Origin of the sequence: Providencia rustigianii (assembly GCF_900637755.1) — a bacterium.
In the GTDB taxonomy this organism is placed as follows: domain Bacteria; phylum Pseudomonadota; class Gammaproteobacteria; order Enterobacterales; family Enterobacteriaceae; genus Providencia; species Providencia rustigianii.
In genome coordinates this window covers 3,335,280-3,360,287 of the sequence record NZ_LR134396.1, presented here as the reverse complement: position 1 = coordinate 3,360,287, position 25,008 = coordinate 3,335,280, and the positions used below count along the sequence as shown (strand labels likewise).

The 25,008-nt window shown below is 39.8% G+C and carries 21 protein-coding genes and 3 pseudogenes; 10 read left to right on the top strand and 14 right to left on the bottom strand.

What is annotated here, in order from left to right:
• Nucleotides 1-92 precede the first annotated feature (92 nt).
• From EL244_RS15480 to EL244_RS15470, 3 genes are all read left to right on the top strand, one after another.
• Nucleotides 93-1,319 (top strand): fimbria/pilus outer membrane usher protein, encoded by a 1,227-nt coding sequence (locus EL244_RS15480; RefSeq protein WP_172597529.1) that lies wholly within the window; start codon nt 93-95, stop codon nt 1,317-1,319.
• 2 nt (nt 1,320-1,321) lie between these two features.
• Nucleotides 1,322-1,777 carry a DUF1120 domain-containing protein gene (locus EL244_RS15475; RefSeq protein ID WP_126462077.1) on the top strand — a complete coding sequence of 152 codons (456 nt, stop codon included), beginning with the start codon at nt 1,322-1,324 and terminating at the stop codon, nt 1,775-1,777.
• 149 nt (nt 1,778-1,926) lie between these two features.
• Nucleotides 1,927-2,571 (top strand): DUF1120 domain-containing protein, encoded by a 645-nt coding sequence (locus tag EL244_RS15470; protein ID WP_126462074.1) that lies wholly within the window; start codon nt 1,927-1,929, stop codon nt 2,569-2,571.
• A gap of 73 nt (nt 2,572-2,644) precedes the next feature.
• On the opposite strand, the gene pta is transcribed toward EL244_RS15470, so the two are convergent.
• The 11 genes from pta to EL244_RS15410 all read right to left on the bottom strand — a co-directional run bounded on the left by pta (nt 2,645) and on the right by EL244_RS15410 (nt 15,600).
• Nucleotides 2,645-5,878: an autotransporter Pta gene (pta, locus tag EL244_RS15465; RefSeq protein ID WP_126462071.1), complete on the bottom strand. Its 3,234-nt coding sequence runs from the start codon at nt 5,876-5,878 to the stop codon at nt 2,645-2,647.
• 490 nt (nt 5,879-6,368) lie between these two features.
• On the bottom strand, nt 6,369-7,739 hold the full coding sequence (locus EL244_RS15460; protein ID WP_039854793.1) for a class-II fumarase/aspartase family protein: 1,371 nt from the start codon (nt 7,737-7,739) through the stop codon (nt 6,369-6,371).
• A 12-nt stretch (nt 7,740-7,751) separates the two neighbouring features.
• Entirely contained in the window at nt 7,752-9,308 is a 1,557-nt protein-coding gene (locus EL244_RS15455) for a PTS transporter subunit EIIC (RefSeq protein WP_126462069.1), read from the bottom strand.
• A 216-nt stretch (nt 9,309-9,524) separates the two neighbouring features.
• The gene (locus EL244_RS15450; RefSeq protein ID WP_006814353.1) at nt 9,525-10,277 is read right to left on the bottom strand and encodes a MurR/RpiR family transcriptional regulator; all 753 of its coding nucleotides are present in this window, start codon (nt 10,275-10,277) and stop codon (nt 9,525-9,527) included.
• Nucleotides 10,278-11,064: 787 nt separating this feature from the next.
• A complete protein-coding gene (locus tag EL244_RS15440; RefSeq protein ID WP_126462066.1) occupies nt 11,065-11,250 on the bottom strand; it encodes a hypothetical protein in 186 nt (61 codons plus the stop codon).
• A 141-nt stretch (nt 11,251-11,391) separates the two neighbouring features.
• Nucleotides 11,392-12,228, bottom strand: coding sequence for a DUF932 domain-containing protein (locus EL244_RS15435; RefSeq protein WP_126462888.1), 837 nt, complete (start codon nt 12,226-12,228; stop codon nt 11,392-11,394).
• A 67-nt stretch (nt 12,229-12,295) separates the two neighbouring features.
• Nucleotides 12,296-12,712 carry an antirestriction protein gene (locus tag EL244_RS15430; protein ID WP_126462063.1) on the bottom strand — a complete coding sequence of 139 codons (417 nt, stop codon included), beginning with the start codon at nt 12,710-12,712 and terminating at the stop codon, nt 12,296-12,298.
• An 89-nt stretch (nt 12,713-12,801) separates the two neighbouring features.
• Entirely contained in the window at nt 12,802-13,020 is a 219-nt protein-coding gene (locus tag EL244_RS15425; RefSeq protein ID WP_126462060.1) for a hypothetical protein, read from the bottom strand.
• A 58-nt stretch (nt 13,021-13,078) separates the two neighbouring features.
• Nucleotides 13,079-14,128 carry a hypothetical protein gene (locus tag EL244_RS15420; RefSeq protein WP_126462056.1) on the bottom strand — a complete coding sequence of 350 codons (1,050 nt, stop codon included), beginning with the start codon at nt 14,126-14,128 and terminating at the stop codon, nt 13,079-13,081.
• A gap of 9 nt (nt 14,129-14,137) precedes the next feature.
• Nucleotides 14,138-14,815 (bottom strand): helix-turn-helix transcriptional regulator, encoded by a 678-nt coding sequence (locus tag EL244_RS15415; protein WP_126462053.1) that lies wholly within the window; start codon nt 14,813-14,815, stop codon nt 14,138-14,140.
• 56 nt (nt 14,816-14,871) lie between these two features.
• Nucleotides 14,872-15,600 (bottom strand): DUF3944 domain-containing protein, encoded by a 729-nt coding sequence (locus tag EL244_RS15410; protein WP_126462885.1) that lies wholly within the window; start codon nt 15,598-15,600, stop codon nt 14,872-14,874.
• A 332-nt stretch (nt 15,601-15,932) separates the two neighbouring features.
• Between EL244_RS15410 and EL244_RS18095 the strand changes: the two genes are divergently transcribed.
• Both EL244_RS18095 and EL244_RS18090 read left to right on the top strand, forming a co-directional pair.
• Nucleotides 15,933-16,190, top strand: coding sequence for a hypothetical protein (locus tag EL244_RS18095; RefSeq protein WP_230084881.1), 258 nt, complete (start codon nt 15,933-15,935; stop codon nt 16,188-16,190).
• 15 nt (nt 16,191-16,205) lie between these two features.
• On the top strand, nt 16,206-16,676 hold the full coding sequence (locus tag EL244_RS18090; RefSeq protein ID WP_232004556.1) for an ankyrin repeat domain-containing protein: 471 nt from the start codon (nt 16,206-16,208) through the stop codon (nt 16,674-16,676).
• Between the two features lie 725 nt (nt 16,677-17,401).
• On the opposite strand, the gene EL244_RS15400 is transcribed toward EL244_RS18090, so the two are convergent.
• Nucleotides 17,402-18,385, bottom strand: a complete 984-nt coding sequence (locus EL244_RS15400) for a hypothetical protein (protein WP_172597528.1) — start codon at nt 18,383-18,385, stop codon at nt 17,402-17,404.
• Between the two features lie 1,107 nt (nt 18,386-19,492).
• On the opposite strand from EL244_RS15400, the gene EL244_RS15395 reads away from it, so the two are divergent.
• Together EL244_RS15395 and EL244_RS15390 are read left to right on the top strand one after the other, a co-directional pair.
• Nucleotides 19,493-20,062 (top strand): inovirus Gp2 family protein, encoded by a 570-nt coding sequence (locus EL244_RS15395; RefSeq protein ID WP_126462047.1) that lies wholly within the window; start codon nt 19,493-19,495, stop codon nt 20,060-20,062.
• A 94-nt stretch (nt 20,063-20,156) separates the two neighbouring features.
• The gene (locus tag EL244_RS15390; RefSeq protein WP_126462044.1) at nt 20,157-20,366 is read left to right on the top strand and encodes a helix-turn-helix transcriptional regulator; all 210 of its coding nucleotides are present in this window, start codon (nt 20,157-20,159) and stop codon (nt 20,364-20,366) included.
• A gap of 89 nt (nt 20,367-20,455) precedes the next feature.
• Here EL244_RS15390 and EL244_RS15385 read toward each other — a convergent pair.
• Nucleotides 20,456-20,581: pseudogene (locus EL244_RS15385) on the bottom strand (IS3 family transposase); the annotation flags it as partial.
• A gap of 166 nt (nt 20,582-20,747) precedes the next feature.
• Between EL244_RS15385 and EL244_RS15375 the strand changes: the two are divergent.
• Nucleotides 20,748-21,392, top strand: a pseudogene (locus EL244_RS15375) (reverse transcriptase/maturase family protein); the annotation flags it as partial.
• Here EL244_RS15375 and EL244_RS15370 read toward each other — a convergent pair.
• A pseudogene (locus EL244_RS15370) lies at nt 21,370-22,550 on the bottom strand (IS3 family transposase). The pseudogenes EL244_RS15375 and EL244_RS15370 overlap by 23 nt on opposite strands.
• Nucleotides 22,551-22,891: 341 nt before the next feature.
• Here EL244_RS15370 and EL244_RS15365 point away from each other — a divergent pair.
• Together EL244_RS15365 and EL244_RS15360 are read left to right on the top strand one after the other, a co-directional pair.
• On the top strand, nt 22,892-23,893 hold the full coding sequence (locus EL244_RS15365) for an ATP-grasp domain-containing protein (RefSeq protein ID WP_126462041.1): 1,002 nt from the start codon (nt 22,892-22,894) through the stop codon (nt 23,891-23,893).
• Entirely contained in the window at nt 23,893-25,008 is a 1,116-nt protein-coding gene (locus EL244_RS15360) for a Rossmann-fold NAD(P)-binding domain-containing protein (protein WP_126462038.1), read from the top strand. The genes EL244_RS15365 and EL244_RS15360 overlap by 1 nt, the downstream gene beginning before the upstream one ends.

The following is a 25,008-nucleotide window of genomic DNA, read 5'->3' as shown; positions in this document are numbered from 1 at the left end:
TTGGCCTGAAACAGGGCCAAAATCAGCCACGAAGAGACGATTTTGGGCTGAAAATTGGAAAATTGAGCCACAGGACGTCGATAAAGGACGGTTTGGGGCGTCATATCGGGAGCTGCGGACCACTTAATCGCAACTTCCCTAATGATAATACGGGAGGTTTGATTTTTGGAGTATTGAGTTATCCTCTGTCTGATAGTTTATCAATTGGATTCAGTTCATTAATTCAAAGTGAAAAGTATGAGTATTTAAGTGATAGCGTTAGATATGAAACTAGTGATGGCTATTTTTCAAATAAACAAAAACAGGTTGGTATGGATTTAAATTGGTCTAATTCTTCCATAGGTTCTTTAGGTTCATCGATGGGAAGGTCATATATATCTAACGATCAATATCAAGACTATTTTAGTCTTACTTGGAGTAAAGCATTTTTTGATAATTATATATTTAGTGCTACAGTTCAAAAAAATTATACGATAAATAATAAATCTGAAGATGCTTTTTATTTTCGTTTGTCTATTCCTTTAGAACGAGCAAATATATCAACATGGTTGAATCATTCTAGTAATAATAATTCAGGTGTTAGGTATAATAATTATGCAAGTCAGGATAGAAACTGGAGCATAAGCTATGAGCATAATGATAATTCAAACTATCAGGCTATTTCCAGTCATTTCAATACAGTGACTCCTTATACTCAAATTGGTGGAAATGTCCGTCGAGATAATAATAGTCAAACTAACTGGGGAGCATCATTGTCAGGTAGTGCGGTATGGGTTGATGAAGGGTTAATATTATCTCCTTATGAAGTTAAAGATACTTTTGGCATAGCTAAAGTCAGTGACAGGCGGTTTATTCGTATTGATTCAAATTCGGGACCAACTTGGACTAATGGAAATGGTTATGCAGTAATACCTAGTCTTAATGCATACAATCAAAATAGTATTAAAGTTGATACTCGATCTTTATCTCGACAAAGTGATATAGCCAATGCATATAAATCAGTAACTCCAGCAAAAGGCTCAGTCGTATCCGAAATATTCACAGTTATCAATGCCCGGAGAGTTTTAATTAAAACGAGTATTCATGGTAAGGCGTTACCGATAGATTCGATCATTAATGATGAAGCTGGAAATTTTCTGACATTATCGACAAAAACTGGGGAAATATTCTTGAATGATGCAATACCTAATATGGTTCTACATGTAGTAATTTCTGATAATGCTAAATGCTCATTAACGTTAAAACTCCCCGATGACCCAGAAGTTGATGTGCTTTTTGAGACAGTGGATGGACAATGTATTAGCGAGAGAATGAATTAGATATGTTGATTTTTAATCATAGTTTAGGGTATTTATTTTTTATCATACTAAGTGTAGTTACATGGCCTGTCGCCGGTCTGGCTGATGATCTGGACCCCACTCAGTGCCAATTAACTGTTGAGCAGAAAGTAATAGATTATGGGCGTATAGCGAGAAGTTTGATTAAATATCAATCTTCAGGTGAAAGCGAACTTCCCCAAAAAACAGGGATAATGCGGTTAATTTGTTCTGAAGATATTGAGCCTATTTTGACGATTAATGGTTTAAAGGGAATTAAATCTGGTTTTTTATTTGGGCAAAAAAGTCATTTGGAAGTGAATTTAGAGCGTCTCATTGTTGATGGTGAAACTATTTCTACCGATATTATTAGAAATAATGTACGTCATAGCGGGACTCAATTAGAACCAAATGATGTAGTTCAACCCACTGCATTGGTTAAAGGAAAAAAATTGATTTAATTTTTACTGTAAAACCTTTTATTCATATTGGTGAGTCTATTCAGCCAGATGATTCACCCAAGGCTGATGATATTCGTTTTGATTTTCATAAAAAAGTATCTGATTCATTTTCTGTAGTATCTACATTTAGTTCTGCATCATGCACACCAATGATATCTAGTGGTGGAGTGATTGATTATGGAGTTATGACAGTAAATCAGTTGTCTTCAAGCGGTCCAACAGTTCTCCCAGCAAAGTCTATTATATTTTCGGTTCAATGCGATGGAGCAACAAATGTTGCTATAAAAGCACAGAGTAATAGACCAAATTCATTAATTGATATTAAAGAAGGAACGACAAATACCAGTGGTGCAGCAAGAGTTGCTCCCTCAGTTACTATTGCTGGTTTAGGTAAAAATTTACCCTTCGGACTATCTAATATTAATGAGCCAGATGTCGCTGGTTTAGGGATATCTGGAGGTAAAAAAATTGGTGGTTATCTTATGGTCATGCCAACTTCAGAAATGTTGTTAGACGGTATTAAAGTTAGCGCTCGTTACTATACTAAACAAGCGCCAAAACAAGGTATATCCTGGATAATGGCTTATGAAAACGATATTACTGGAGGGAGTATATTTAGTGGGGATTATTATTTTGGCTATTCAACGGATAGAAGCAAAAACTTTCCCCAACCCTTTACGAGCTTAACAGCAAAAATTATTATACAAACGTATATTACAGATATAAAAAATTTGAACCTGAGTTCACCTGTTTATCTTGATGGCTCCTCAAAAATTGAACTCTATTATTATTAGCTATTTAATCTTTGAATATAAACGCCCTCTGCTCATTTGAAGAGGGCGTTTATACGCTTTACTTGTTACTGTATTAGAAATTCACTTTCAGTGTTGCATTAATACCACTTGAACTCACATCACTATTGTACTGACCTTGGTAAGAAACTCCGAAGGTAGTTGATTTATTCAACTGAGCATCAACACCTAAGCCTACACCGAATAGGTTATCCAGTTTTCCACCACGTAAAGTCGCTTCACCGGAATTAGATAAATACAGTTGAGCTTCCGGACGGTTATCACCAAACAGGTGGCTTGCAGAGACATCGCCTTTCAGAGCCATGTTGATGCTGCCTGCGGTGAATGGATAACCACCACGTAAACCAATGGTACCCACTTGGATATCTTGATTGTCAGTTTTAGTACTGAACTGCATATTGCCCACTTGCTCATTGATACTGTCTGTTGAAACATGTAGCCAGTTAAATCCAGCATACGGTTCAATAGAGTATTTATCATTATTCAACTGGGTATAAGCGCCTTCCAAGAAGAACTGAGTGATTTTTGCATCATAGCTGGTGGAGTTATAACCTGAAGTTTGTCCGACCCATAATGTGCGTTTAGCATCACGATCTTGGTTAGTGTGAGTAATACCATAGTTTACTGCGGCTACATCTTTGATGTTGGAAACACCATACAGACCGACATGGAGGTCATTACTGTCAATTTTTCCGTATTCGTGAGCTTTATAATGGGTTGAACCAGCCCCGAAGAACAGACCTGCTTTGGTATTTTCAGTGACATCAATTTCTGCACCGACTAAGCCGGCGTAGAAATCCACGTCCATATTGCTATAACCGTAGTCCAGATTGCCCCATTGACCTACACCAGTCATCCACATACGAGCATTACTGTTTTCGAGGTTAGCATAGCGACCATGACCGACACCAATAGCCTGATCTTTCACGGTACGGGTTAAGCCTAATACGTTCACCACACTCGCTGTGTTCGCATTTAGTAGCATGTCGTTGCCCAATGATTGATAGGTGCTGCTCAGGTCATTTGCGCTCATTGGTAATACAGCATCAAACAGCTGGCCTTTTGCATTACTGTCTAATGTATTTGCAATAGCACGACCATTTTCATTGTTTGCAAAGGTCGCTAAAGTTGTATCGCCTTTTTTGCTAATTGAGCCTGTAATCGTATTATTTTTTACAGAAACATCTTTTTGGAATAATGCGTAATCATCCGATATCGCATTATTTGGCGTTGCTGCTAAAGCTTTAGCTTTTGCACGGCTATCCACTAGATTATCTGCATTCACCGTACCTTGAACGGTATTGCCATTCAGATAAACATCTTTTAATTGGCCGACATCACTTGCGGCGACATCGAGTTGAGCACCTTGATTTAAAGTAAGATTACCGACATTCGCATTGTGACCCACAGCGACCAAATAGGTGCCTTTATCATTGATATTGATGTTGGCTTTATGACTTTGATTAGAAGTCAGCTGACCTTTTTGAGTGAACGTGTCGTTATAACGGTCGATCACACTGATTGCACCGCCGTTCACATTCACATCCGCAGTACCGAAAGATTCAGTGAAGCCATACAACGTGCCTTGTTCAACGGTAGTACCGCCACGATAAGTGTTGTCGCCAGTCATGACCAAAGCGCCTTGACCTTTTTTCACTAATGCACCGTCATATAAACCCGCATCGATTTTGGCTTGAATAGCTTCGGCACGTTTTTGGTAATACTCTTGACGCCATTTTTTAGCATCATTGATATCGACAATGTGGGACGCAGGGTCTGGATTACCATCGTTAACAACGAAGTTATCACCTAATTCGTAATTTCCTCCCGCATCGATACCGTTATTTTTATAGTCGGTTAGCCATGCAAGATCCTCGACTTCACGCTGATCGAGCGCTGCTTGGGAGATATCGTTAGTCCAAACATCAAGTGGGGTGGAATCTAAGTTATATTCGAATTTACCTAGGAATTGACCCGGACCGTACATGCCTTTTTCTAAATCTGGTGTACCCCAGCCGTAGCGCTCATCGGGTACGCCATCTGCGGAAGTCCAATTTTTATACAGAGAGCCGTCAGGATTGTAACGATTGGCAGTGGTAAACATCACATCGCGAACTTGCAGGGCATTCATGGATTGATAACGAGACATCAACACACCCATAGCGCCGGTAACATGTGGGGCTGCCATAGATGTTCCGCTAAAGGTATCCCAACCCGGATTACCCTCTTCATCAACAACAGTCGAGTAGATAGCACGGCTTGGTGCAACGACAGTCCACCATTTTGCATTGCCCGCTTCGTTGAACATACCTTCTAGTTCATAGCCAGTTTTAGCCGCATTTTGTTTCATGCCTGCAACTGCAATCCAATGTTTTTCAGCTTGTGGATTAAAGTAAGGGTAGAGAGGACGATAGTATGGGTTAGCAAAATCACGGTTACCGGTGGTAAAGACTTGAACCACATTGGTGCCTTTCACCGCATCATAGGCTGCATCGACAAAAGAAGGTTTGTCGCCATACACTTTTTTGAAATAGAAATATTCGTATTCAGTTTGCTGAGTGGTATCAGCGGGTAAATGAACGGTGGTATTACCTCCGTCAGGGCCGGTTGTTTTTACTGTATTTATAATCCGTGTATTGGTACCCCAGCTGTTATTAATCACCTGAGCACCGTCATCGACCATTGCTTTCCAGCCAGTATAGAAATATTGATAGTCTTGATAAGGACCATAGTTATTGCTATCTGTTGCGCCAGTATTACCGACATAGACATCAGAACCCCAAGCAACACCGTGCATACCATTTCCATCACGATTTGCCCCAACAGTACCAGTAACATGGGTTCCGTGGGTATCATTGACGCCTTTTATCCAATTACCATCGACATCAAATGGTTGATCTTTTTCATAGTTTCCTCCCATTTCCTGTGGATAGCGCATGCCTGTTGAGCCATATTCACCTTTGGCTTTTACTGCATGGAAGCGGGAACCGCTGAGTTCCTCATGAGTTAACAGTGCACCAGAATCCATTACACCAATTTTAGCGCCTTGCCCATGATAACCAAGAGCATAAGCACTGGAGGCATTCATTGCCGCCAGTCCCCAGTCATTTTTATATTCTTGGCTTTCCCAACTCTGTTTGTCACCAATTTGTCCCGCTTCTGAATATGCGAGGGTATAACCGGAAAATAGCAGTGCAGAAGTAATAACTGAAAGCTGAAAAAGCTTTTTATTTACGGAAACTTTATTTTTATGATGAGTATATGGTATTGACACATGTGCTTTGTTCATTCTGATACCTTTGTTATAAATAAATTAATAACGATAATTAAGAATCAAAAAATAGAATCGCAGCGATGATGTGTGTTTTATAAAAATAAATGTTTGAACGGCATCTCAAAAACTTCCTTTTCATCTAAAAAGTAGATTTATTGACTGGTTAATCACATATAAAACAGGCTAATAGCACGGGTTTAGAACAAATAGCATGATAATTAAATGAGTAAAATTAAAGGGTTTATTGTTTTTAAATATAATTATTAATTTTTGAATAGATTTATTGAGAATAGAATAGAAGTGATAACAATAGCATTAGATTATGTAACAAATTTAAATGGAATAGATAGTGTATTTTACTTAGGTGTTAATTTTTTGATGAAAAATAAAGAAATAAAAAACTATTGATAATTTTATTGAAGAGGAAATTGCTGATTTATTGCCAATTAAAAAAGAGCACCCCATAATTTTAAATAGGGTACTCTATTTATTAGTAGAATCGCATTTATTTATACAGTTGGTTAATTTCTTTCACCGTTGCTAAACCACGCTTCGCTTCTTTTTCTGCAATCTCAACAGACAAACCAATATAAGAACGAGGGTCGAGCATTGCTTTGATTTCATCATTACTAAAAGCTGCGGTAATTGTTTCGTTTTTGATTAAATTGGTATAGAAGTCCTCACCGTCAGCGGCAGTCTTAATTGCCTCTTCATAGAGTAGTGAGTGGGCTTTATCTTTGCCGAGTTTTTCCGCCATTTTCATCATTACGTATTCAGTATTATCGAGCCCTTTATTTCTGAGTACGTTATGCAACATTCTATCTTCGTGAGGAACGAGGGTTCTTGATAGCTCCTCGGTTCGTAATAGAATTTCAGTTGTCAGCTCTAAAGCTTCTTCAATTAGCCCGTCAAAGAGCATGTATGAGCTGCTATCACCTTCATACGGTCTGACGGCGGAATACATCCCAACACTCGGTAAAGAGTATAATTTTTGGGAGTTAGCAATGATCCCTTTGGCTAATTTAGGGTTAATTTTGTGTGGCATGGTGCTGCTGCCAACCGTGCCTTTGGTAAACCCTTCAGAGACTTCAGCAATTTCTTCAAGTGTTGTGCTATAAACTTCTTCACCAATTTTATGGCAGATATTCGCCATCAGGGCTAAGTTCGCCATGTATTCTAATTTATGGGTACTTAGGTTTCTGGATGGAACCTCCATTGCATGCATACCGGTTAACTCAGCTACCCGTTTTTGCACTTCTAAACCAATGCCCGGCATTGAGTTAAAGGCTCCAACCGCGCCCCCCATCATGATGGTAAATACGCGTTTTTCACATTCACGCATGCGTTGGTAGCAATCAATAAAATCGCTGATCCATACAGACACTTTATACCCATAAGTAATTGGAATTGCATGGCGTCCGTGAGTTCTACCCGCCATGACCATGTGTTTGGTTTTTTCTGCCAGCCCTGATAAGTTTTCGATGATCTCACCTAACAGCAGCATAAATTTATTATGCACCGTCTTCATCATGTACAGCTGTGAACTTTGCTGAATATTCTGAGTGGTAATCCCATAATGGATATATTTTCCACTTTCCTCAGAACAGGCGTTCACTAACACTTTTAAGAAAGGCACGAATCCATGACCGATTTTTTGATAAATACGGTTCATTTCTTCAAAATCAATATTCTCAATGACTGCCTTTTCTTTAATTTCGTCGGCAGCTGACTGGGGAATGAACCCCAGTTCAGCTTGCGCTTGAGCTAACATGGATTCAAACATCAACCAAGTATTGTATTTGGCTTCATTCGATAGCAGCGCTTTTATGCCACGGTCATCGATAGTTTTACTTTTAGAATCATATAAGGCTCTCATCATATATCCTTTTTATTTCTTCATTGCTTCATCAACAGCGTTGCGAACAAATTCAACTTTCGGTCCATAAACGACGTGGACGTGGTTTGCCGATGGAAAGAAGAATGCGGTACATCCTGATTCCAACATTAACTCTTTATCGATCTGGTTAACTTCACCAACATCAATACGCATACGGGTAATGCAGTTATCAACGTTACGAATATTTTGTTTACCACCTAAGGCTTGAATCAGAATTTCAGCAATTTCCCCATAACGTTTTTCTTTAATTAAAGTATTTTTCAAGTTACTAGATTCTTCACGACCTGGTGTTTTGATATCAAATTTCACTATCGCCCAGTAGAAAATAAAGTACGTTGCGACGGCTAAACAGCCACCAATAATCACTAAGAATATCCAGTTGGTATGTTCGTACAGTAATCCGAAAATAGTGAAGTCAAATACCGTGCCTCGAATATAACCAATGGCGACACCGGCGAAGGAGAGCAGCACCGCCCCAATTCCCACTATGATGGCGTAAATTAAATACAGCAGCGGTGCGATAAACACGAAGGTAAATTCGAGAGGTTCCGTCACGTTACCGAGCATGGCGGTCAATACCATGGTTACCAGCATCGATTTAACTTCAGCGCGGTTCTCTTTCTTAGACGTTTTATAAATGGCTAACGCAATGGCAGGGAACAGGAACAGCGTCACCAGCATTTGCTGTTGTGCCATAAAGCGCGTCAGGCTTGGCATCATCGCCCAGTATTCACTGTCAGGACCTTGCTTAAACAGGACTTCAGTCAGTGCAGGAACAACGCCAACAAATGTTTGTCCATCAATAACATAAGTACCACCGGCTTCTGTAAATCTAAATAGCACGTTCCAAACGTGGTGTAAGCCAAATGGAATAAACAGTCGTTCGCCACCCGCAGTAAAGAATGGTCCTACAGGGCTGAGGAACACAGCCGAGAGTTTCATTAAGCCTTGAACGAGTACTTCCCAGATAAATGGTAAGGTTGCGCCCACCATGATCATCAACCCGATCATGATGATGGAGACGGATTTTTTACCAGAGAAGAAAGCAAAGGCTGTTGGGAGTTCAAGATTATAGTATTTATCTGTTGCCCATGCGGCGATTAAGCCTGTGATAATCCCCCCCGCAGCACTGATATTCAGGGTTTGTATCCCGAGAACCTTGATTTGCCCAACTTGTCCCATGATAGCTGGGTCAGCGAGTTTACCTGTGAGCACCAGCCAGATGTTCATAGTGATAATCAAGGAGAGATAGCCGACAACGGAGGCAAAGACGGCAATTCCTTTATCGCGTTGGCTCATCCCATAAGCGACACCCATTGCGAATAGCAATGGAATATTATCGAAGATGACGCCAGCAATAGAGCGGATACTGATTAATAATGCGTTAACAGTTTCATTGCCGAGGAATGGGAATCGCGCAATCATATAGGTTTGAACTAATGCACCACTGATCCCCAGTATCATACCTATTGGAGCCAACACGCCAATGGGTAGGAGTAGGGTCCTACCAAAGCGTTGGATTGACTCACCAAACTTTCTTTTAGCCATATTTTTTCCTTATGACGAAGAATATTGAAATTAGGGGAATACTAGCACTGGGTTTTTTAAAAGAAATGATATTGCGGTTTTAAATATTATCTCAGGTCACTATTTATGACCTAGGTCATTTTGATTGGGTAAATAACGAGAAAAAGAACAGGTAGATATTAATAAAGTAATATCGTTAAATAGAATTTAATTTTAATAAAAAATAAAAAGGTGGTTTTAATTCGAACTTAACAACATATTTTCCAGTTCATTAATCAATAGGTCGACAAGGATAAAAAATCCCGTTCTCGATTTTGAATCATCGCGCTTAGTATCATAACTATCAGCAAAACAAAATAAGCTATTGGTGGAGTAGGCGGTGAGTTCATTGGTATGGAATGCGGTCATGCTAATAATATTGGCATCTTTGAGTTGCACGATTTTTGCAGTTTCAATGATCTTTTTAGTACCCCCCGAAAGGGAGATGAAAATGACGGTGTCATCCTTGTTGACTAGGCGTGTAAAAGAGTCAGATAGATTGTAATCATTGATAAAAAAGCAATGTAAACCAAGAGAGAAGAGTAGGTGCTCTAGGTAGTAGCCAACAGCTTTACTCGTTCCTCGCGCAACAATAAAGATATTGCGTGAATGGCGTAAGGTTTTTGCACAATCATGAATTTGCTCTTCATTAATCAGTGTAAAAGTTTTATGGATATTATTTTCTAACTGTTTTTTATAAGAAGCAGGATTTTTTTTCTCTGCTTTATTTTGAGATAATATATGGTTATTAATCTGGAATTTAAGTTCTTTAAATCCACTAAATCCTAATTTTTGGGATAAATTAATTATCACCGTTTTAGACACAAAGGTTTTAGCAACTAATTCATTAATATTTAAATAGGGAATATCCGCGATATTATCAGTAAGATATTTTAATACTTTTTTTTCACTGACAGTTAGGTTGTCATAGTTTTTTAGAAAATCCAGCATATCCCACCCGATCAATTTAGTTTCAAAATCCCATCAAAGTACAAGGGGCTAAATAGTATTTATGATGACGTTGACACTGTGTGAAGTGAGCAAAGGCCCAAGAGATTGGATTATACGTTAAAGCCATATTTTATGCAGGTTTTCAGCTAGGATTTTTCGAGACAATGGGATGATTAGAGAAATACGGGATTGTTTAGATAGCTAGGATGAGGGGGAGAGATGAATTATCAATGTTTAGATAAGCAAAAACCCGCAATTAAGCGGGTTCTTTAAATAGTGGTGCCGGACTCGGAATCGACTTTTCATTATAACTTTCTGTATTTAAGATCATTAATCTGATTTGATTTATTTTATACCCTCTTTTGTGCCCTCAGTCCGTCTAGTGGGTTTTGTCGAGCACCAATGAGATGTTTTGAGGCCAGAAATAGGGGGCGTTTTTATGGTTATGACTGAAGTGAGAATTACAAATTTAATCCTCTTTAAGTATATATTTTAAGTGGGTCACATTCATATTAATTTTTCTCGTATGGATCAGGATATCCTAATAAGGTCTGTTTAATGATGATCGACTGCGTGATTGTTGCTTAATTCCTCAATACCCAATTCAGTTAAGACCCAACGGTTTGATGTGTGCCATTGAATCAAGCCTTTTTTCGCCAGGGAGTTGATTGTCCTTTTATTTATTGCAAAGTGGGCCGTAATTGAGTTTCACATTGCCCAATGTTTTTATTTGCCGTTCTGATAATTTCATGATGTTCACTTAATGTTAAAGGTGCATTGATTGTCTTTATTCGCTCACAGTCTCATATTCACAACTTAAGAATTCAAAGAACGCATCGCTGTCAAACCCAAATTCTCGACTTTTCACAAAGGCTCGTTTATTTTCATTTATTGACGCGCAATCAACAATAATAGGGAAAGAGTGATCAATCAGTTGTGCATAAGTGCCATCATTTAATACCTTAATTTTCATACTTTATTTTCTTATCCTCTAGTCATATTGAGTCAGGAAGGTGATTGCGTTAGCATTAAGTACGACAGAAGGAAGGCTTTGCCCGGATGACAAAGCCTGGATTAGGTGATGATTTTCGCAAGCTATTGATACTGTCGTGCTTTACAGTCTTTCTCGTCCAGAGAAATGGGTGTGCATTTGTTCTGTCAGTACCCACAAGGCTTTATTAAGTTTAATATCGCCATCAATACCATTCACCGAACGTGTACGAGTGCGTTTACCTTTGGTATTTCGGCCCGATAATCCCCCCTTGATTAAATTCTCTTGCAGACGTTGATACACTGTCCATAAGTCATCTTTCTTGTCCTCCCAACGGCGAGGCTGTAATATTTGTTCCTCCGTGATAGGTTGATGTGCTTCACCATAACGATACGTGAGAGCTGCATGGGCTAAGGCTTGTTGTGCTGGTGGCGGTAATCGTAGGGACTGCATTTGTTCTCGCTTTTCAGCGATAGCATCAAACGTATCTAGGACCTCATATGCCCCTTCAATTACTTTGCCTACAACATCACCTTTATGTGGTACACGCACTTCACCAAAGGTATCTCCGCAGACTAAACCATTTTGGCATACCGCTCTAAATAGACCTGGTAACATCTGGTAGCTGCTTGAGCCGTCATGGCTGTTAAGTAAGATAATTTCAGGCACTTGACTACCCGTGATTTGGTCATGGCGTCGGAGTCTTAACATATGCTTGGTGTGCTCTCGACGACTCGCATCACGCACACGAGTCTGACAAGCAAAGAACGGGTAGAAGCCTTCTTTTTGTAAGCTATCCAATAAAGTAATGGTTGGTATGTAAGTGTAACGCTCACTTCTGGAACCATGTTTTTCTTCAGAGAACACACTTGGTACCGTACGGAATAATTCTTCGATGGTTAACGGGCGGTCGCGGCGGATACTATTTGCCGCACCAAAGCGAGAGGCTAAACGAGTTATCATGAATTTCCTTGACAATAAATTAAGAGAGATAAAGCTGAAAGGATGGAGCAAGAAGAAAGGGGTACTAATCGATAAGATGGAAAATAGCTGAACTTTCAGGGTGCTGTATGGCGTAATCACGAAGCTGATAGAAATGCTCGACGAGTCGCTCACTTTCCGTTCTAAATGACCATTGGCTATACAGCATCAAACAGACAGCGATACCTGCCGCTTCAGGGCTGAGTCTCCCTTCATTGCCATTGTGCATATTAAAAAGCGTTAATTCTTCTTGGTCTAAATCAGGATAAATAAATGCGCCACCGTTGGGTAAGGTGCAGTATTCCCAATAGCCGCCGGTGTATTCATAACAAAACTGGCCCATGAGTGTGAAAATCACGACTTCAAATGTGGCGAAGCCTTTCACTGTGCCAAAGTGAGTTTGCCAGAAACTCGTGCGTTGGTGGTTGGGAACGTGTGTTGCGGTGATTGGAACTTGTGTCATCGTAAAGCCCTTTTGTGGATATCACGAAATAAAAAAGGCAGGCCTGTTGGCCTGCCGGTATATTTTTATTTTCTTGAAATTGTTGAGTTTTAATTGCTGCTAAATAGCCTGTTAAGCATTTTTTCCATTGCGCTGCCCAATAAGGCGGTGCAAGCCAGTGTTGCCCCAAGTCGAGCCGCTTGAATTTCAGCGTCAGAATACTCTCCTTCTAGTGCGAGTTGTTCACTCACGTTTTTCTGGGCGTAGTAGGTGATAGACACCAGTGCCACGACGCTCACAGAGGTTGCGATACGTTTAAAAATGGACATAGATTAACCTTCAGTCAGTGCGTTCACTGTTCGTGAACGCCGAATAGTGAGTGAACATTCAGTATTGATATTGGGTGAAGTCGGGTTTTTGAAAGGATTGTGTTTGGTAGAAAAATAATGCTTTCGCTATCCCGTTGATAACGTGAGGTGTTTCAAGTTTACCTTGGTAGGCCCATGCGATTGCCTGCGTTCGCGCAGAACGGCCCAATGTTTTTTCCATCATGGGGGTAAAATCTTCCCGACCTTGTTGACTCTCGAGGCGATACCGGACATGGATTAACATAGGCTTTTCGGGGTTAGCAAGGCTCCAAATAAAAACTTGGGTGATGGACCAATCTTGCGCATTTTGGTGTGCGTGTTTGAGGTCTGTGATGTATTGCTCCGTGATTTTAATTCCTTCATTTTGGCGGTGTTTAAATAGCGTTAGCGCATTGGCCTTGTGCTGCTGAAGTTCGGAGACCTTTTTCTTGAGAGTGGCTTCAACATTCTCCGTTTGGTTTAACCACGGTAATAAATACAGGCTGATATCAGGGGCTTGGTTGTTCAAGGATCCGGTTAATGCATTCCACGCGTTGAGCTGTTTTACAGCGTGTTCTGACGGGGTATAACTCGCGTTAAATTCAATGGGGGTCATCATCACATAGGGTTGTTCAACATTGCCCCGGAGCAGTGACCAGTCATGTTGAGAAAGTGTAGTGATGACCTGCAAAACCTGCGTGGCTCTCTGCTCTGCAAGGGTTGACTCTGTTTTAGGGGACTTCGCATTGGCAATACGGGGTATTAACGTAGTCATGTTGTCTATGACTGTTAGGTACCCGCGATTTAAATCGTGGTTAATGGCGGTGTGCAATGCCCCTTCCGCTAACTGACATTGATAGACCACTAAGGGTCTTTCTTGTTCATCCGTTAAGGTCTCCCATGTCGGCGAGACACAATCTTTACGGTGGTTGAGCACACCGCTGAGTGTGACACTGCGGTCATCGTCATAAATCAATCCTTGAACACGCAAAATGTCTTGGGAAACGATTTTAGACGGGGTTGACGTTGCATTATCACATCCCAGCAAGAATGCGCTGCTGATGCAAACGGTATAAAAAAGGGTTTTCATCTAAATGCCTTATAATTTAAAGAGTGATTGGATATATTGGTAATGGGGTAAGGCTTGAATAAAGGCCTCTTCACATAACTGCTGGTTGAGTGTTTCACGATAACGAAAGCCCCGTGCGGTCATGATGACATCCTGCAGCGCCATCACATCAAAGACATGAATGTGCTGCGCAATATCGGCGGCGAGATACCAATGGCCGTGGTAATAAATCAACTTATACGGGGCAACGTTTGTGATGTTTTTTCCTTGGTGGGCAAATTGCAGTAAACGCCGTTTTACAATGGCTTGCGTGAGGGCATAAAATCCCCCGAACAGCGAAGGACGCTGCTCTGGCGGCGTATGGTAGACAATGAACGGTGAATCAATTGTTGGGTCGAGTAAGACGGTCAGCAGCTTCCTGTCTAAAGCCGGAAACAGTGAGGTGATATGCGTAATGGCAGCAAAGCGCAGTATGTCCTTATCCGTACGAAAGGGGCGCTGTGATGCAGCCAGTCGATAGCCACCTTGGTGATACTCCAAGTCCAGATATTGAAGGCGCTCATTAAAGTCACGCCGTAGGGTACGAGTTGAGACATTGAGTTCCTCTGAGAGCTCAGCCAAATAAACGGTTTCTCCTCGAAATAATTGACTGATAATAAACGCCAGCCGAGACGCAAGCCGGTCATGGCGAGACACAGATGTCGACATGATGTTGTCCTTATTAAAATAGCTCCGGCAAGCGGATAGAATGGGAGTGGTGAGCCTTATTGCGATAAAGCTTTTTGTCGTAAATACGCCACAATGATGCAGGCGGGAACGGTGACACGATAAGCGGGGTCAGCTAAGTCAGCGACAAGCCATGCAGCGCTCACGGCAAGACCAATTGGACCCGCAATCAAGGAAAGTGCTCGGTGTGTGGCAAAGAGTGTACCGAGGGGGACAACCCCGCCTAACGGATTAATTACACCAATGGCTGAGAGAGTGGCCACTTCCAGTGCGGCAATGCCGGAGGTACGGATAGCGGCTTGAACAGCAATCAAAATCAGTTGGGGTGTCGGGTTGGTGAGGTTAAGTTGCAACTCACGGGAGAAGGCTTGCAACTCTTCTGTCGTCAGCGTATTTAAGCTTTTTTCTAACACTTTCAATAACAAATTTAATTCCAACGTTTCGGTAGTTCCGGCCTTCGGATAATTGACATCAAGGTGGTCACAGACATCCTGTAAGATTTCACGGTACAACACGCCTTTGTTACCTCGCACAAGGCTCCTTAAGCTGTTGGCGCCAAAGGCTTGCAACTCTGCCGCAATCGACATCCAGTATTGCGGGTGCTCTGGATGGTAGCGTTGATATTCAGGCGAACGGGTTAAGGTTTCAGTCCAACGCTTTTGTCCGTCTTTACTGTCATGTGTCAATACAGACACGAGCAAGCCTAACTCTTCGTGACTGCACTCACGTAAAAACGCTAAATCGGTATCTAACCGGTAAGTTGCCATCGGTGTTATTCCCTTGTTTGAAAAAGAGAGCACCACAATAACAACCTCACTGGACAGGTTATGTCCGGCTATTTGGCTTTTTTTCGCGGTAAAAATAAGCGTAAATGACAAGGTGTGTCACAAGTCCAACTTAACTCATTGATATTAAGTTGATTAGTTGATTAGTTAATTTCGTATGAGTGATATATAGCTGAAAAATCGTTGAATGTGGGCGTGCGTGAACCCGCACTGGACGTCATGGATGAAATCTCACATTTTTAGGCTACCCCTTTGGTGAGGTGTTGGGTAAACTCCCAATTCAATTTAGGTTAAGAGATTATCAGGAGCTAATGATGCGTTTTAAAACACTTGGGTTGGCATTATCGTTGGTATTATTAGCATCAGTGAGTCATGCCAAAATAGTGAATGAGAAAAATCCAGACGGTTATCAACAGTTTCGTTTGGATTATGTGGAGATGGTCGATATTGCGAACAAAAACAAGTTACCTCATCGTATTTTTTATGAAGCGCCTTCAGAAGGGCCTGATGCAAAATGGTTTGATGCGGTCAAACAAGGGGATTTGGATGTAGTCAAAATGCTGGTTGAGTAAGGGCAAGATATAGAAGTGAAAGACAATGCAAGCTTAGGGCAAACGGCACTGGGTTGGGCGGCTTTTATCGGTTATGAGGACATGGTGGACTACCTGATAGCACAAAAAGCGAACCTTTGGGCGACGGATAATGGGGATGTCTATAATGCCCTTAAGTCAGCCTCGTTAGGTAAAAATGTGAATGTGGTTAAAAAGCTTCAAAAGGCGTTAGAGGGGACATTCGACATTCAGGACTCATCCTATGAAGATGATGGGGAGACACTTGTCATGATTGCAGCCAGTAATAACCGTATTGACATCGTGAAATATTTTATTGATCAGCAGGTTGATTTAAATGCCGTGACGACGGCAAAAGATAATCGGGTGGGGTCATTTAATCAAAGTGCGTTGAGTTATGCGTGTGAACGTGGGCATATTGACATGCAAAAATTGCTGATTGCGAATGGGGCAATTAACCATCGTACAGGGAATACGCAGTGCCAATAGCGCCGATGGCGTGAATATTCATTGATTATGTGAGCGAGATAGCCTCAGAGGGGGGGCTATCTCGTCGGGCGGAAGACGCCTAGACTTGCGTTAATTTGGTCAGATTTTGTAAAATTTGAACCCGATAAAGAATAAGTCGATATGAGTCCTTTCCCCAGTATTGGCGTTGTATATAACGCGTGCGATTAAGTGTGATACTGATTTATTCTCTTATACGATTATCACATGAAAGCGTTTCTGGTTTTTTTGTGGTAAAAACAGCTGTAAATGACAGGGTATGACACTTGCCGCTCTAATCGCAGTTTTTAACCCATAGATTATCACTAATTTACGTGAACTCAGGCGGCTGGAGAGTTAAGGGGTCACTCTCGTCGCATTGATGGTCAATACAGGGTTACCGAATCAATACACTTCAAGCCCGTTTTACGGCTAAAATCATTCGTGAACAATATCCAGAAATTGCAAAGCGACGGACGGTCTAATTTAACTCCTAGGGATGTGATGAACAGTGAAAAAAGTGCCGCCACGGAGCGGGCGGCAATAGGGCGTGTAGGGATGTTGTAGTTTTCCTGTGTATGCAATTCAAGTATATCTAATAACATTTAATTAACAAAAGGTTCAGTTGAAAAAAAGCCGACGCATGGGGAATCGGCAAAGGCTACGCTGTAATTATTGGGAATGTTTGAACTCACTATGCCATATCAGCCAAATAACAAGCCCTGTATTTATCGTTTTGAGTTGCGATATTCATTTTCAATCAAGTATGTCACCATATCGACAATGGTCTTATCATACGTTTTTGCTAATTCATCCAAGTGATTTTTAACTTGGGTATCCAAGTAACAATTTAGCGATTTTTTATTCTCTCGTTCAGCCCTGAATTTTCGTTGCCGCCAAGCTTTATTGATATCCTGAAGTAAAAGTCGTTTTTCCCCACGAAATCTGGGTTGCCAAATTCTCAATGCTGTATATATCGCTAATGAGCATTCTTTCTCATTGGTTGGATTAAAAGTATCGAAGGATAAACAGTCAAAATTTGAATAATATTGTTGTAAGCTTCTTTGCTCTCGCACATGCTTATTTAAATAGTCCCAGGCCCATTCGAGTGTATTATTATCACAGAATAACCATTTCAAGTTTTTGACTTCGTCATAAGCCATTTTCCAATGGCGTTTTACATCAGAGATGAGTTGGCATTTATTGATAGGTAAAAAGGCGATATTTAAATAAAGCTTAATAGACAAAAGTCTCTCTTCATGATGACTACCATTCTCCTGTAACTTTAATTCATTCACCCAATTCTTATTGAGTAAGCTATGAATGTAATTATCTGTTCTTGATGGTCTATTTCCCTGGTTTATTGGGGGTAATACATTTTTGGGTATGTGGTCTTGATTATAAATTAAATAACACCATAAGAAGGAACAGGCTGCCTCATCATTCTCTATCCATAAAAGTTGGTTACTTCCAAGGGCATTGTTACTCATTGAATGATAAATTGAAAAAACAACTCCCTCATCACCTTGAGGGATTTTATTTATGAGTGATTTTAGCACTTCCTTAATTGTAGCCCAATTATCAAGTTTATAGTGGAGATAGTTTTCCTGCAAGATCCCATCATAATTTATAACATGCAAAATAAAATACTTACATTTGATAATGTCATTGGACTTTAATAAATTGTCGAAAATGGTTTGTAAATTAAGCATTTTAACATCCATTACGGCGTAGTGAAATTGACGTTATATTGACATTTTATCATGATGATAAATGTGACTCTTGTAGTGAAATTGCATTTTTTATGATGTGTTATTGCGTGATTTACATAGTCAATATGTCGTGATTTGAATGCTGAAATCATTCTCTGGCTACTGATTTTCAAGGGTGAAGATTGATTTTAGAGGGTAAAATTAATCAATAGCAGTTCACTTTCGCGATTAAAAATAGGCTGAGCAATACTGCATTTTGTCATTTCACACTGCAAATAACGTGATTTAAGATAAAAGCGCTTATGGAAACAGGGTGTATTTATGATTATGGGTAATATTTTGTTTTGATCATTCAATGAGCGATTGATTTATTAGGCAATTAAAAATGAGTAAATTGGCGATATGCTTCAGTGTAATAGCCAGTAATGGAGGGAGGTCAATGTACAATTAAATTCATCTGATGAAAATACTGTGTTTTGTTGTGGTGTTGAGTAATGAAAAATAGGAATCACAATAAATCACGTAACAACCCCTTCACGATAGAACGATTAAATCAATAAGGTGTAATTCCTTATCAAAATCTCATGAAATGAGAAGTGCTTGGAAATATAAAGACAAATATAATAGATATGATTAACGATTATCTAATAAATACCATAATGAGACGTACTCTTGTTGTTTGAGGACTTTTATCGTTACAGCTCTCTTCTGAATTAACATTGAAAAGCTTCCTCAAAAGCAAAACTGCTACATGACGTCAGTGGGCAAGATTCAATTGTGAATAGAGCGGCATTCTTGCACTGCCAGTAACAAAATAACATCAGAGTAATCTATTTTTTAAATCACCTTGATTTAATGTGGTTTTATGTATTGCATTGAAGTGAATAGGTCATCATTGATGTCGGTATAGTAATATATATAAAGAATACCATGAAGTATAAAAAATAAATAAATTTATAATAGTGATTTTTTGATGTTGTATAGGCAGTGATGTAACTAAAAATATTAATTAAAATAATGCCTGATGTGAAACTATCAATGAATATGTATTTAATTACATCGTGTTGTTTATCTATGAAGATAAATAACAGCGAGGCTGAAAAGTATATGTATTCACATAACCCTGTCTATTTAAGTCGAATTAGTGATACCGTCACACATGTGAAGGGGAAACTAAAACGCATTTCATTCTTTCGAGTTGATTTGCGTTTCCCATTAAATAGCACGCCCTATAGGAATGATTCAAAAGTGATTACGCGCTTTATCGAATCACTAAAATCTAAGATAAAATACGATATCAAAAGAAAGTCTCAACTGTGGGGCAGAACACTGGTTGATGATTTGGATTACATTTGGGTAAGGGAAGTTGGCGATATTAACAACAACACACATTATCATGTGGCTTTGCTATTAAATAAAGATATCTATTATTCATTTGGTGATTTTAATGAGGTAGGTAATTTAGCTAACTTAATTAGTCAGGCATGGTGTAGCGCATTAAACATACAGCCTCATTCAGGATTGGTGAATTTTGCATGGCGTGACCACTTAGATCAAAATAAGGTGGATTCAGATATCAAATTAAGTTCGATAATGCAGAACTTAAGTTACCTTGCGAAAGATCATACAAAGCGTTATCACGATGGATACCGTTCGTTCGGTTGTAGCACAAAGTAAATAATTACCGGGAAGGGATATTATGTGAGGAAGTAATATCCCGATTTAATTATCGATATTCCTTCTGCCTTTCAATTAAATGCAGGAGTTAATGATGAGCGCACAATCCTATTCATTACTGAATGACCAATTTGTCGATATGAAATTTATTTGTTCGTTAACGGGATTAACCGATAAGTGGTTTTATAAGTTAATCCAAGAGGGGGAGTTTCCTAAGCCGATTAAGTTAGGGCGTAGCTCTCGCTGGTTGAAAAGTGAAGTCGAGAATTGGCTACAAGCACGTATTGCTAACTCCAGAGCTTAACCATCATATCCCCCTTATTCTGCGTTAGTAACACCGACATTTAGACCACATTAGAAATTAAACCATAAAAAATATCATGCCCGGCATGGGGCTTCGCGAACACAATAGTCTGAAGCGAACGTGACGCGCAGTTTTTCACCATTATCATATTGGAATTCAAAACCATCTGAACACCAGCGCTGGTTATTTTCATTCACCGCCACTTTTCCTGTATGGACGCTAGCGTTTCGCGATAGAACGGGGCCATTTGATTTAGTAATTACCCGCGATTTATTGCCGCTGTGCCAGCAATAGGATATTCCCCATGTATGCAATACATTTAAACATTACCGCTCAGGCAGTGCCGCGGCGATTGATGCTGGGTGGGATATTCGTGCAGCATTATATCATCGACTACTGATGAAGGCCGTACGCCGCAGGATCAGCGATGCACGTTTCATGGTCCTGCTGTGGAAAACCATTAAAGTGGGACATATCGATGTCGGTCTCTTTCATGCGGCCAGTGAAGGCGGTGCCACAGGGGGCGTAATATCACCGTTACTGTCGAATATCATGCTCAATGAGTTCGAACAGTATCTGCATGAACGTTACCTAAGTGGAAAAGCCAGAAAGGATCGCTGGTACTGGAATAACAGTATCCAGCGGGGCCGAAGTACCGCGGTCAGAGAAAACTGGCAATGGAAACCTGCTGTGGCGTACTGCCGGTATGCCGATGATTTTGTGTTTATCGTCAAAGGCACCAAAGCGCAGGCGGAAGCCATCAGGGAGGAGTGCCGGGGCGTGCTCGAAGGCAGTCTGAAACTCAGGCTGAACATGGACAAGACCCGGATCACCCATGTTAATGATGGCTTTATCTTTCTGGGACACTGAATCATCCGTAAACGCAGTCGTTATGGTGATATGCGGGTGGTCTCGACGATCCCTCAGGACAAAGCCAGAAACTTCGCCGCATCGCTGACAGCACTGTTATCAGGCAATTACAGTGAAAACAAAGTTGTAGTGGTCAATAAAAATTGGTCACAGTTTTAGAGTTTTCCCAATATAATCGTTCTGATTCATTGGGCGTTAGTCCACCATTATATTGATGGGGCCTAAGCTGACTATAATACCCAGTGATATATCGTGTTATTTCTTGCTTCGCTTCGATAAAATTACGGTAGCCTAAAATGGGTACCCATTCTGTCTTTAAACTTCGAAAAAATCGCTCCATCGGCGCATTATCCCAGCAATTACCGCGTCTGGATAAGCTTTGCTTGATCTGATAACGCCATAATAATTGGCGATATTCGCGGCTTGTATAATGACTTCCTTGATCTGAATGAAATAGGATATTTGCTGGCTTACCTCTTGATTCAAAAGCCATTGATAATGCTTTTCCCGTTAGTTGGCTATCGGGTGAAAACGACATCGCCCAACCAATGGGTTTTCGCGCAAATAAATCCATCACAACAGCAAGATACATCCATCGGTTACCTGACCAAATGTACGTGACATCACCCACCCAAACTTGGTCTGGCTCCGTGACGGCAAATTGACGTCCGAGATGATTCGGTATTTCAACGTGCTCTTGAGTCACTTTTTTATATCGATGTTTTGGTGTTGGGCGACTCACTAATCCAAGTAATCTCATTAGTTTAGTTGCCCGATAGCGTGTTAAAGGAACCTGTTTTGTATTCGATATAATGTTAGCAATAGTGCGAGCGCCCGCAGAACCGTGACTACTTTCATGGGCTTCTCGAACAAGAGCCCTAAGCCGTGTTTGCTCCGCTGACGGTGTTTTTGAGCGCTGACGTCAATATTGATAGCTACTGCGATGAACGCTGAACACATCACACAGTTGTTTAATACTAAAGCGCCGACTGAGTTTCTCGATCAGCGAGAATTGTTCAGAGAGTCCGACATCACCAGCGCGGTAGCCTTTTTTAAGATCTCGTTATGTTCTTCAAGGCGGGTAATTTTCTTTTTCAATTCACGGATTTCAATTTGCTCTGGAGTCATTGGGGATGCCTTCGGTGAAACACCTTTACGCTCTTGTTTAAGTTGTCGAACCCATTTGTCCATGGTGGATTTACCGACGCCCATCGCGTTGGCCGCGTCGACCACGGAATAGTTTTGGTCAAGAACCAGTTGAGCCGCTTCAAGTTTGAATTCAGCACTGAAAAGTCGTCTTATACGTTTTGCCATAATTGTCACCTATCTGTTTATGAGGTGATGATATCACCTCTGACTTGGTGACCAAATTAACTATGCCACTACATATATCTTATTTATAGATAGTTTAGTTAACAACTATCTCACTCGAGCTTATTTGGGTATAATAGCCAAAATCAGTTGAGTAAATTAAGAATTATCAGTGAACAGGTAGCTGTAAGCCCGGGGCGGTAGCGTACCAAAATCATGAGGTAACTACTTTTAGCTCTCTGTTTTTCACAATCAAAATACGACTTATAACCTATTTCTATGCAAAATAACTAAATAAATTTAATATCGCAATTTTGCTAGTGCTACTAAAATAAGTGACTGATATGAAAAAATATAAATTAGGCATTATCTGTTATCCAAATATGGAGTTAGATAAAATAAAAATAGCATGTACAGATAATAACGTTGATTTTAAAGAAATAGACTTCACTTCCCCTAACTGGCTAAATGAATGCACTGAAGATATTGATGGCTACTTAATACGTCCTCCTTGTTCATATCAGGAACATAAAAATATATTTGATGAAAGGATTTATTTATTAAATAAAGTTTTAAAAAAGAATATCTATCCTTCATTTGAAGAATTGTACACATACGAAAACAAACGTAATATGCATTTATTCTTGAATGCGTACAATGTTCCCCACGCAAAAACGCAAGTTTTCATGCGAAAATCGGACGTTTTAAATCATATTAGCGAATTCAATTTTCCAATAATTTCTAAAAGTAATATTGGCGCTGGGGGGAGTGCTGTTAGAATCATAAAAAATAAGAGTCAATTAAAGCAGCTCTCTAATCGTATTTTTGGTCGATTTCATCCCGAGTTTTCATTTGGGTGGTACCCAATTCAAATAAAAAAAAGAATCCCATTACCACGATTTGGCAGAACACAAAAACACTATTTATTGCTTCAAGAATATCTAGATATTAAGTGGGAATGGAGAATGATTAGAATAGGCGATAGCTACATCGGACATCAAAAACTACTTGGAAGTAATGGATTCGCTAGTGGTTCGGAGCTTGTTGGTTGGGAAACGCCTTCTGAAAAATTATTAATGTTTCTTCATGATACGACTGAAAAAATGGGTATGCGTTGCATGACACTTGATATTTTTGAGACCCATGATGGCAACTTCTATGTAAATGAAATGCAAACTATTATCGGTGCATATCGTCCTTATCAGATGAAAGTTGATGGAAAACCGGGTCGTTTTATTTTCCAAGATGGCACATTTGTCTTCGAAGAAGGAATACATTGCCAAAATGCATGTTGGAACCCAAGGGTTTCTGATTTTATCGCTATACTAGATGGAACCAATAAATAATGCTTAAAATCAGCGTGTTTGGTACTTCACATAAGAAAAATGAAAAAAGAATACCTATTCATCCGTCCTTATTTCAGTACATTCCAACCCATGTCCGTAAACACTTAATATTTGAAGAAGGTTACGCATCCTCTCTCGGTATTCAAGACAGCTTCTTATGCAAAAACTTTGGTGGCGTAATTTCACGAGAAGAACTATTTTCCGCGGGAGATGTCTGGTTATTACCAAAACCTGATCAATCAGACTTTGCCTTCTTCCAAAAAGGAAAAATATTATGGGGTTGGCCTCATTGTGTCCAGGGATATGAGATTACACAAGCCGCTATCGATGCTCAAATGACAATGGTTGCATGGGAAGCAATGTATGGAGGCACAGATAGAACACATATATTTTATCGTAATAATGAACTTGCAGGTTATGCAGCAGTTCAACATATGATGATGTTAAATGGAAAAACAGGTTATTTTGGTCGCAAATTAAAAGCTGCTGTTATTGGGTTTGGCGCTACAGCAAGAGGTGCAATAAATTCATTAAAATCTTTAGGTATTACAGATATCAGTGTATATAGCCAACGACCTAGCTATTTATTAAATGCACCGATTGAGAGTATTAATTATAAACAAATATTAAGACAGAAAGATCATACAATGTTTGAAAGTGATCAATATCAAACATTTATTAGACCGATCGAAGTTCTGAAAAATTATGATATTATCATAAATTGTGTACTTCAAGACCCTACCAACCCTATGATGTTTATCGATGAGAATGATGCTCCTCTCATTAAAAAACAAATAGATATCATTGATATTAGTTGTGATAAAGGGATGGGTTTTTATTTCGCAGAACCAACAACATTTGAACGGCCATCATTTAAAGTTGGGAAGTATATAAATTACTACTGTATAGACCATACCCCAACTTTATATTGGGACTCAGCATCTTACGAAATAACTAAATCAATAATAGATTATTTATCTGATTTTGTAACTGATAATTGGAAAAATAATCCAGTGCTGGCAGCTGCTACTGAAATTGAAAATGGCGTTATAATTAATAAAACCATAATTAATTTTCAAAATAGAGAGCCTTACTATCCATACGTAAGAAAATAA

Coding starts and splice junctions, on each gene's coding strand:
- EL244_RS15475 (WP_126462077.1), top strand. CDS start 1,322: ATGTTGATTTTTAATCATAGTTTAGGGTATTTATTTTTTATCATACTA.
- EL244_RS15470 (WP_126462074.1), top strand. CDS start 1,927: ATGATATCTAGTGGTGGAGTGATTGATTATGGAGTTATGACAGTAAAT.
- pta (WP_126462071.1), bottom strand. CDS start 5,878: ATGAACAAAGCACATGTGTCAATACCATATACTCATCATAAAAATAAA.
- EL244_RS15460 (WP_039854793.1), bottom strand. CDS start 7,739: ATGAGAGCCTTATATGATTCTAAAAGTAAAACTATCGATGACCGTGGC.
- EL244_RS15455 (WP_126462069.1), bottom strand. CDS start 9,308: ATGGCTAAAAGAAAGTTTGGTGAGTCAATCCAACGCTTTGGTAGGACC.
- EL244_RS15450 (WP_006814353.1), bottom strand. CDS start 10,277: ATGCTGGATTTTCTAAAAAACTATGACAACCTAACTGTCAGTGAAAAA.
- EL244_RS15440 (WP_126462066.1), bottom strand. CDS start 11,250: ATGAAAATTAAGGTATTAAATGATGGCACTTATGCACAACTGATTGAT.
- EL244_RS15430 (WP_126462063.1), bottom strand. CDS start 12,712: ATGACACAAGTTCCAATCACCGCAACACACGTTCCCAACCACCAACGC.
- EL244_RS15425 (WP_126462060.1), bottom strand. CDS start 13,020: ATGTCCATTTTTAAACGTATCGCAACCTCTGTGAGCGTCGTGGCACTG.
- EL244_RS15420 (WP_126462056.1), bottom strand. CDS start 14,128: ATGAAAACCCTTTTTTATACCGTTTGCATCAGCAGCGCATTCTTGCTG.
- EL244_RS15415 (WP_126462053.1), bottom strand. CDS start 14,815: ATGTCGACATCTGTGTCTCGCCATGACCGGCTTGCGTCTCGGCTGGCG.
- EL244_RS15410 (WP_126462885.1), bottom strand. CDS start 15,600: ATGGCAACTTACCGGTTAGATACCGATTTAGCGTTTTTACGTGAGTGC.
- EL244_RS18095 (WP_230084881.1), top strand. CDS start 15,933: ATGCGTTTTAAAACACTTGGGTTGGCATTATCGTTGGTATTATTAGCA.
- EL244_RS15400 (WP_172597528.1), bottom strand. CDS start 18,385: ATGCTTAATTTACAAACCATTTTCGACAATTTATTAAAGTCCAATGAC.
- EL244_RS15395 (WP_126462047.1), top strand. CDS start 19,493: ATGTATTCACATAACCCTGTCTATTTAAGTCGAATTAGTGATACCGTC.
- EL244_RS15390 (WP_126462044.1), top strand. CDS start 20,157: ATGAGCGCACAATCCTATTCATTACTGAATGACCAATTTGTCGATATG.
- EL244_RS15365 (WP_126462041.1), top strand. CDS start 22,892: ATGAAAAAATATAAATTAGGCATTATCTGTTATCCAAATATGGAGTTA.
- EL244_RS15360 (WP_126462038.1), top strand. CDS start 23,893: ATGCTTAAAATCAGCGTGTTTGGTACTTCACATAAGAAAAATGAAAAA.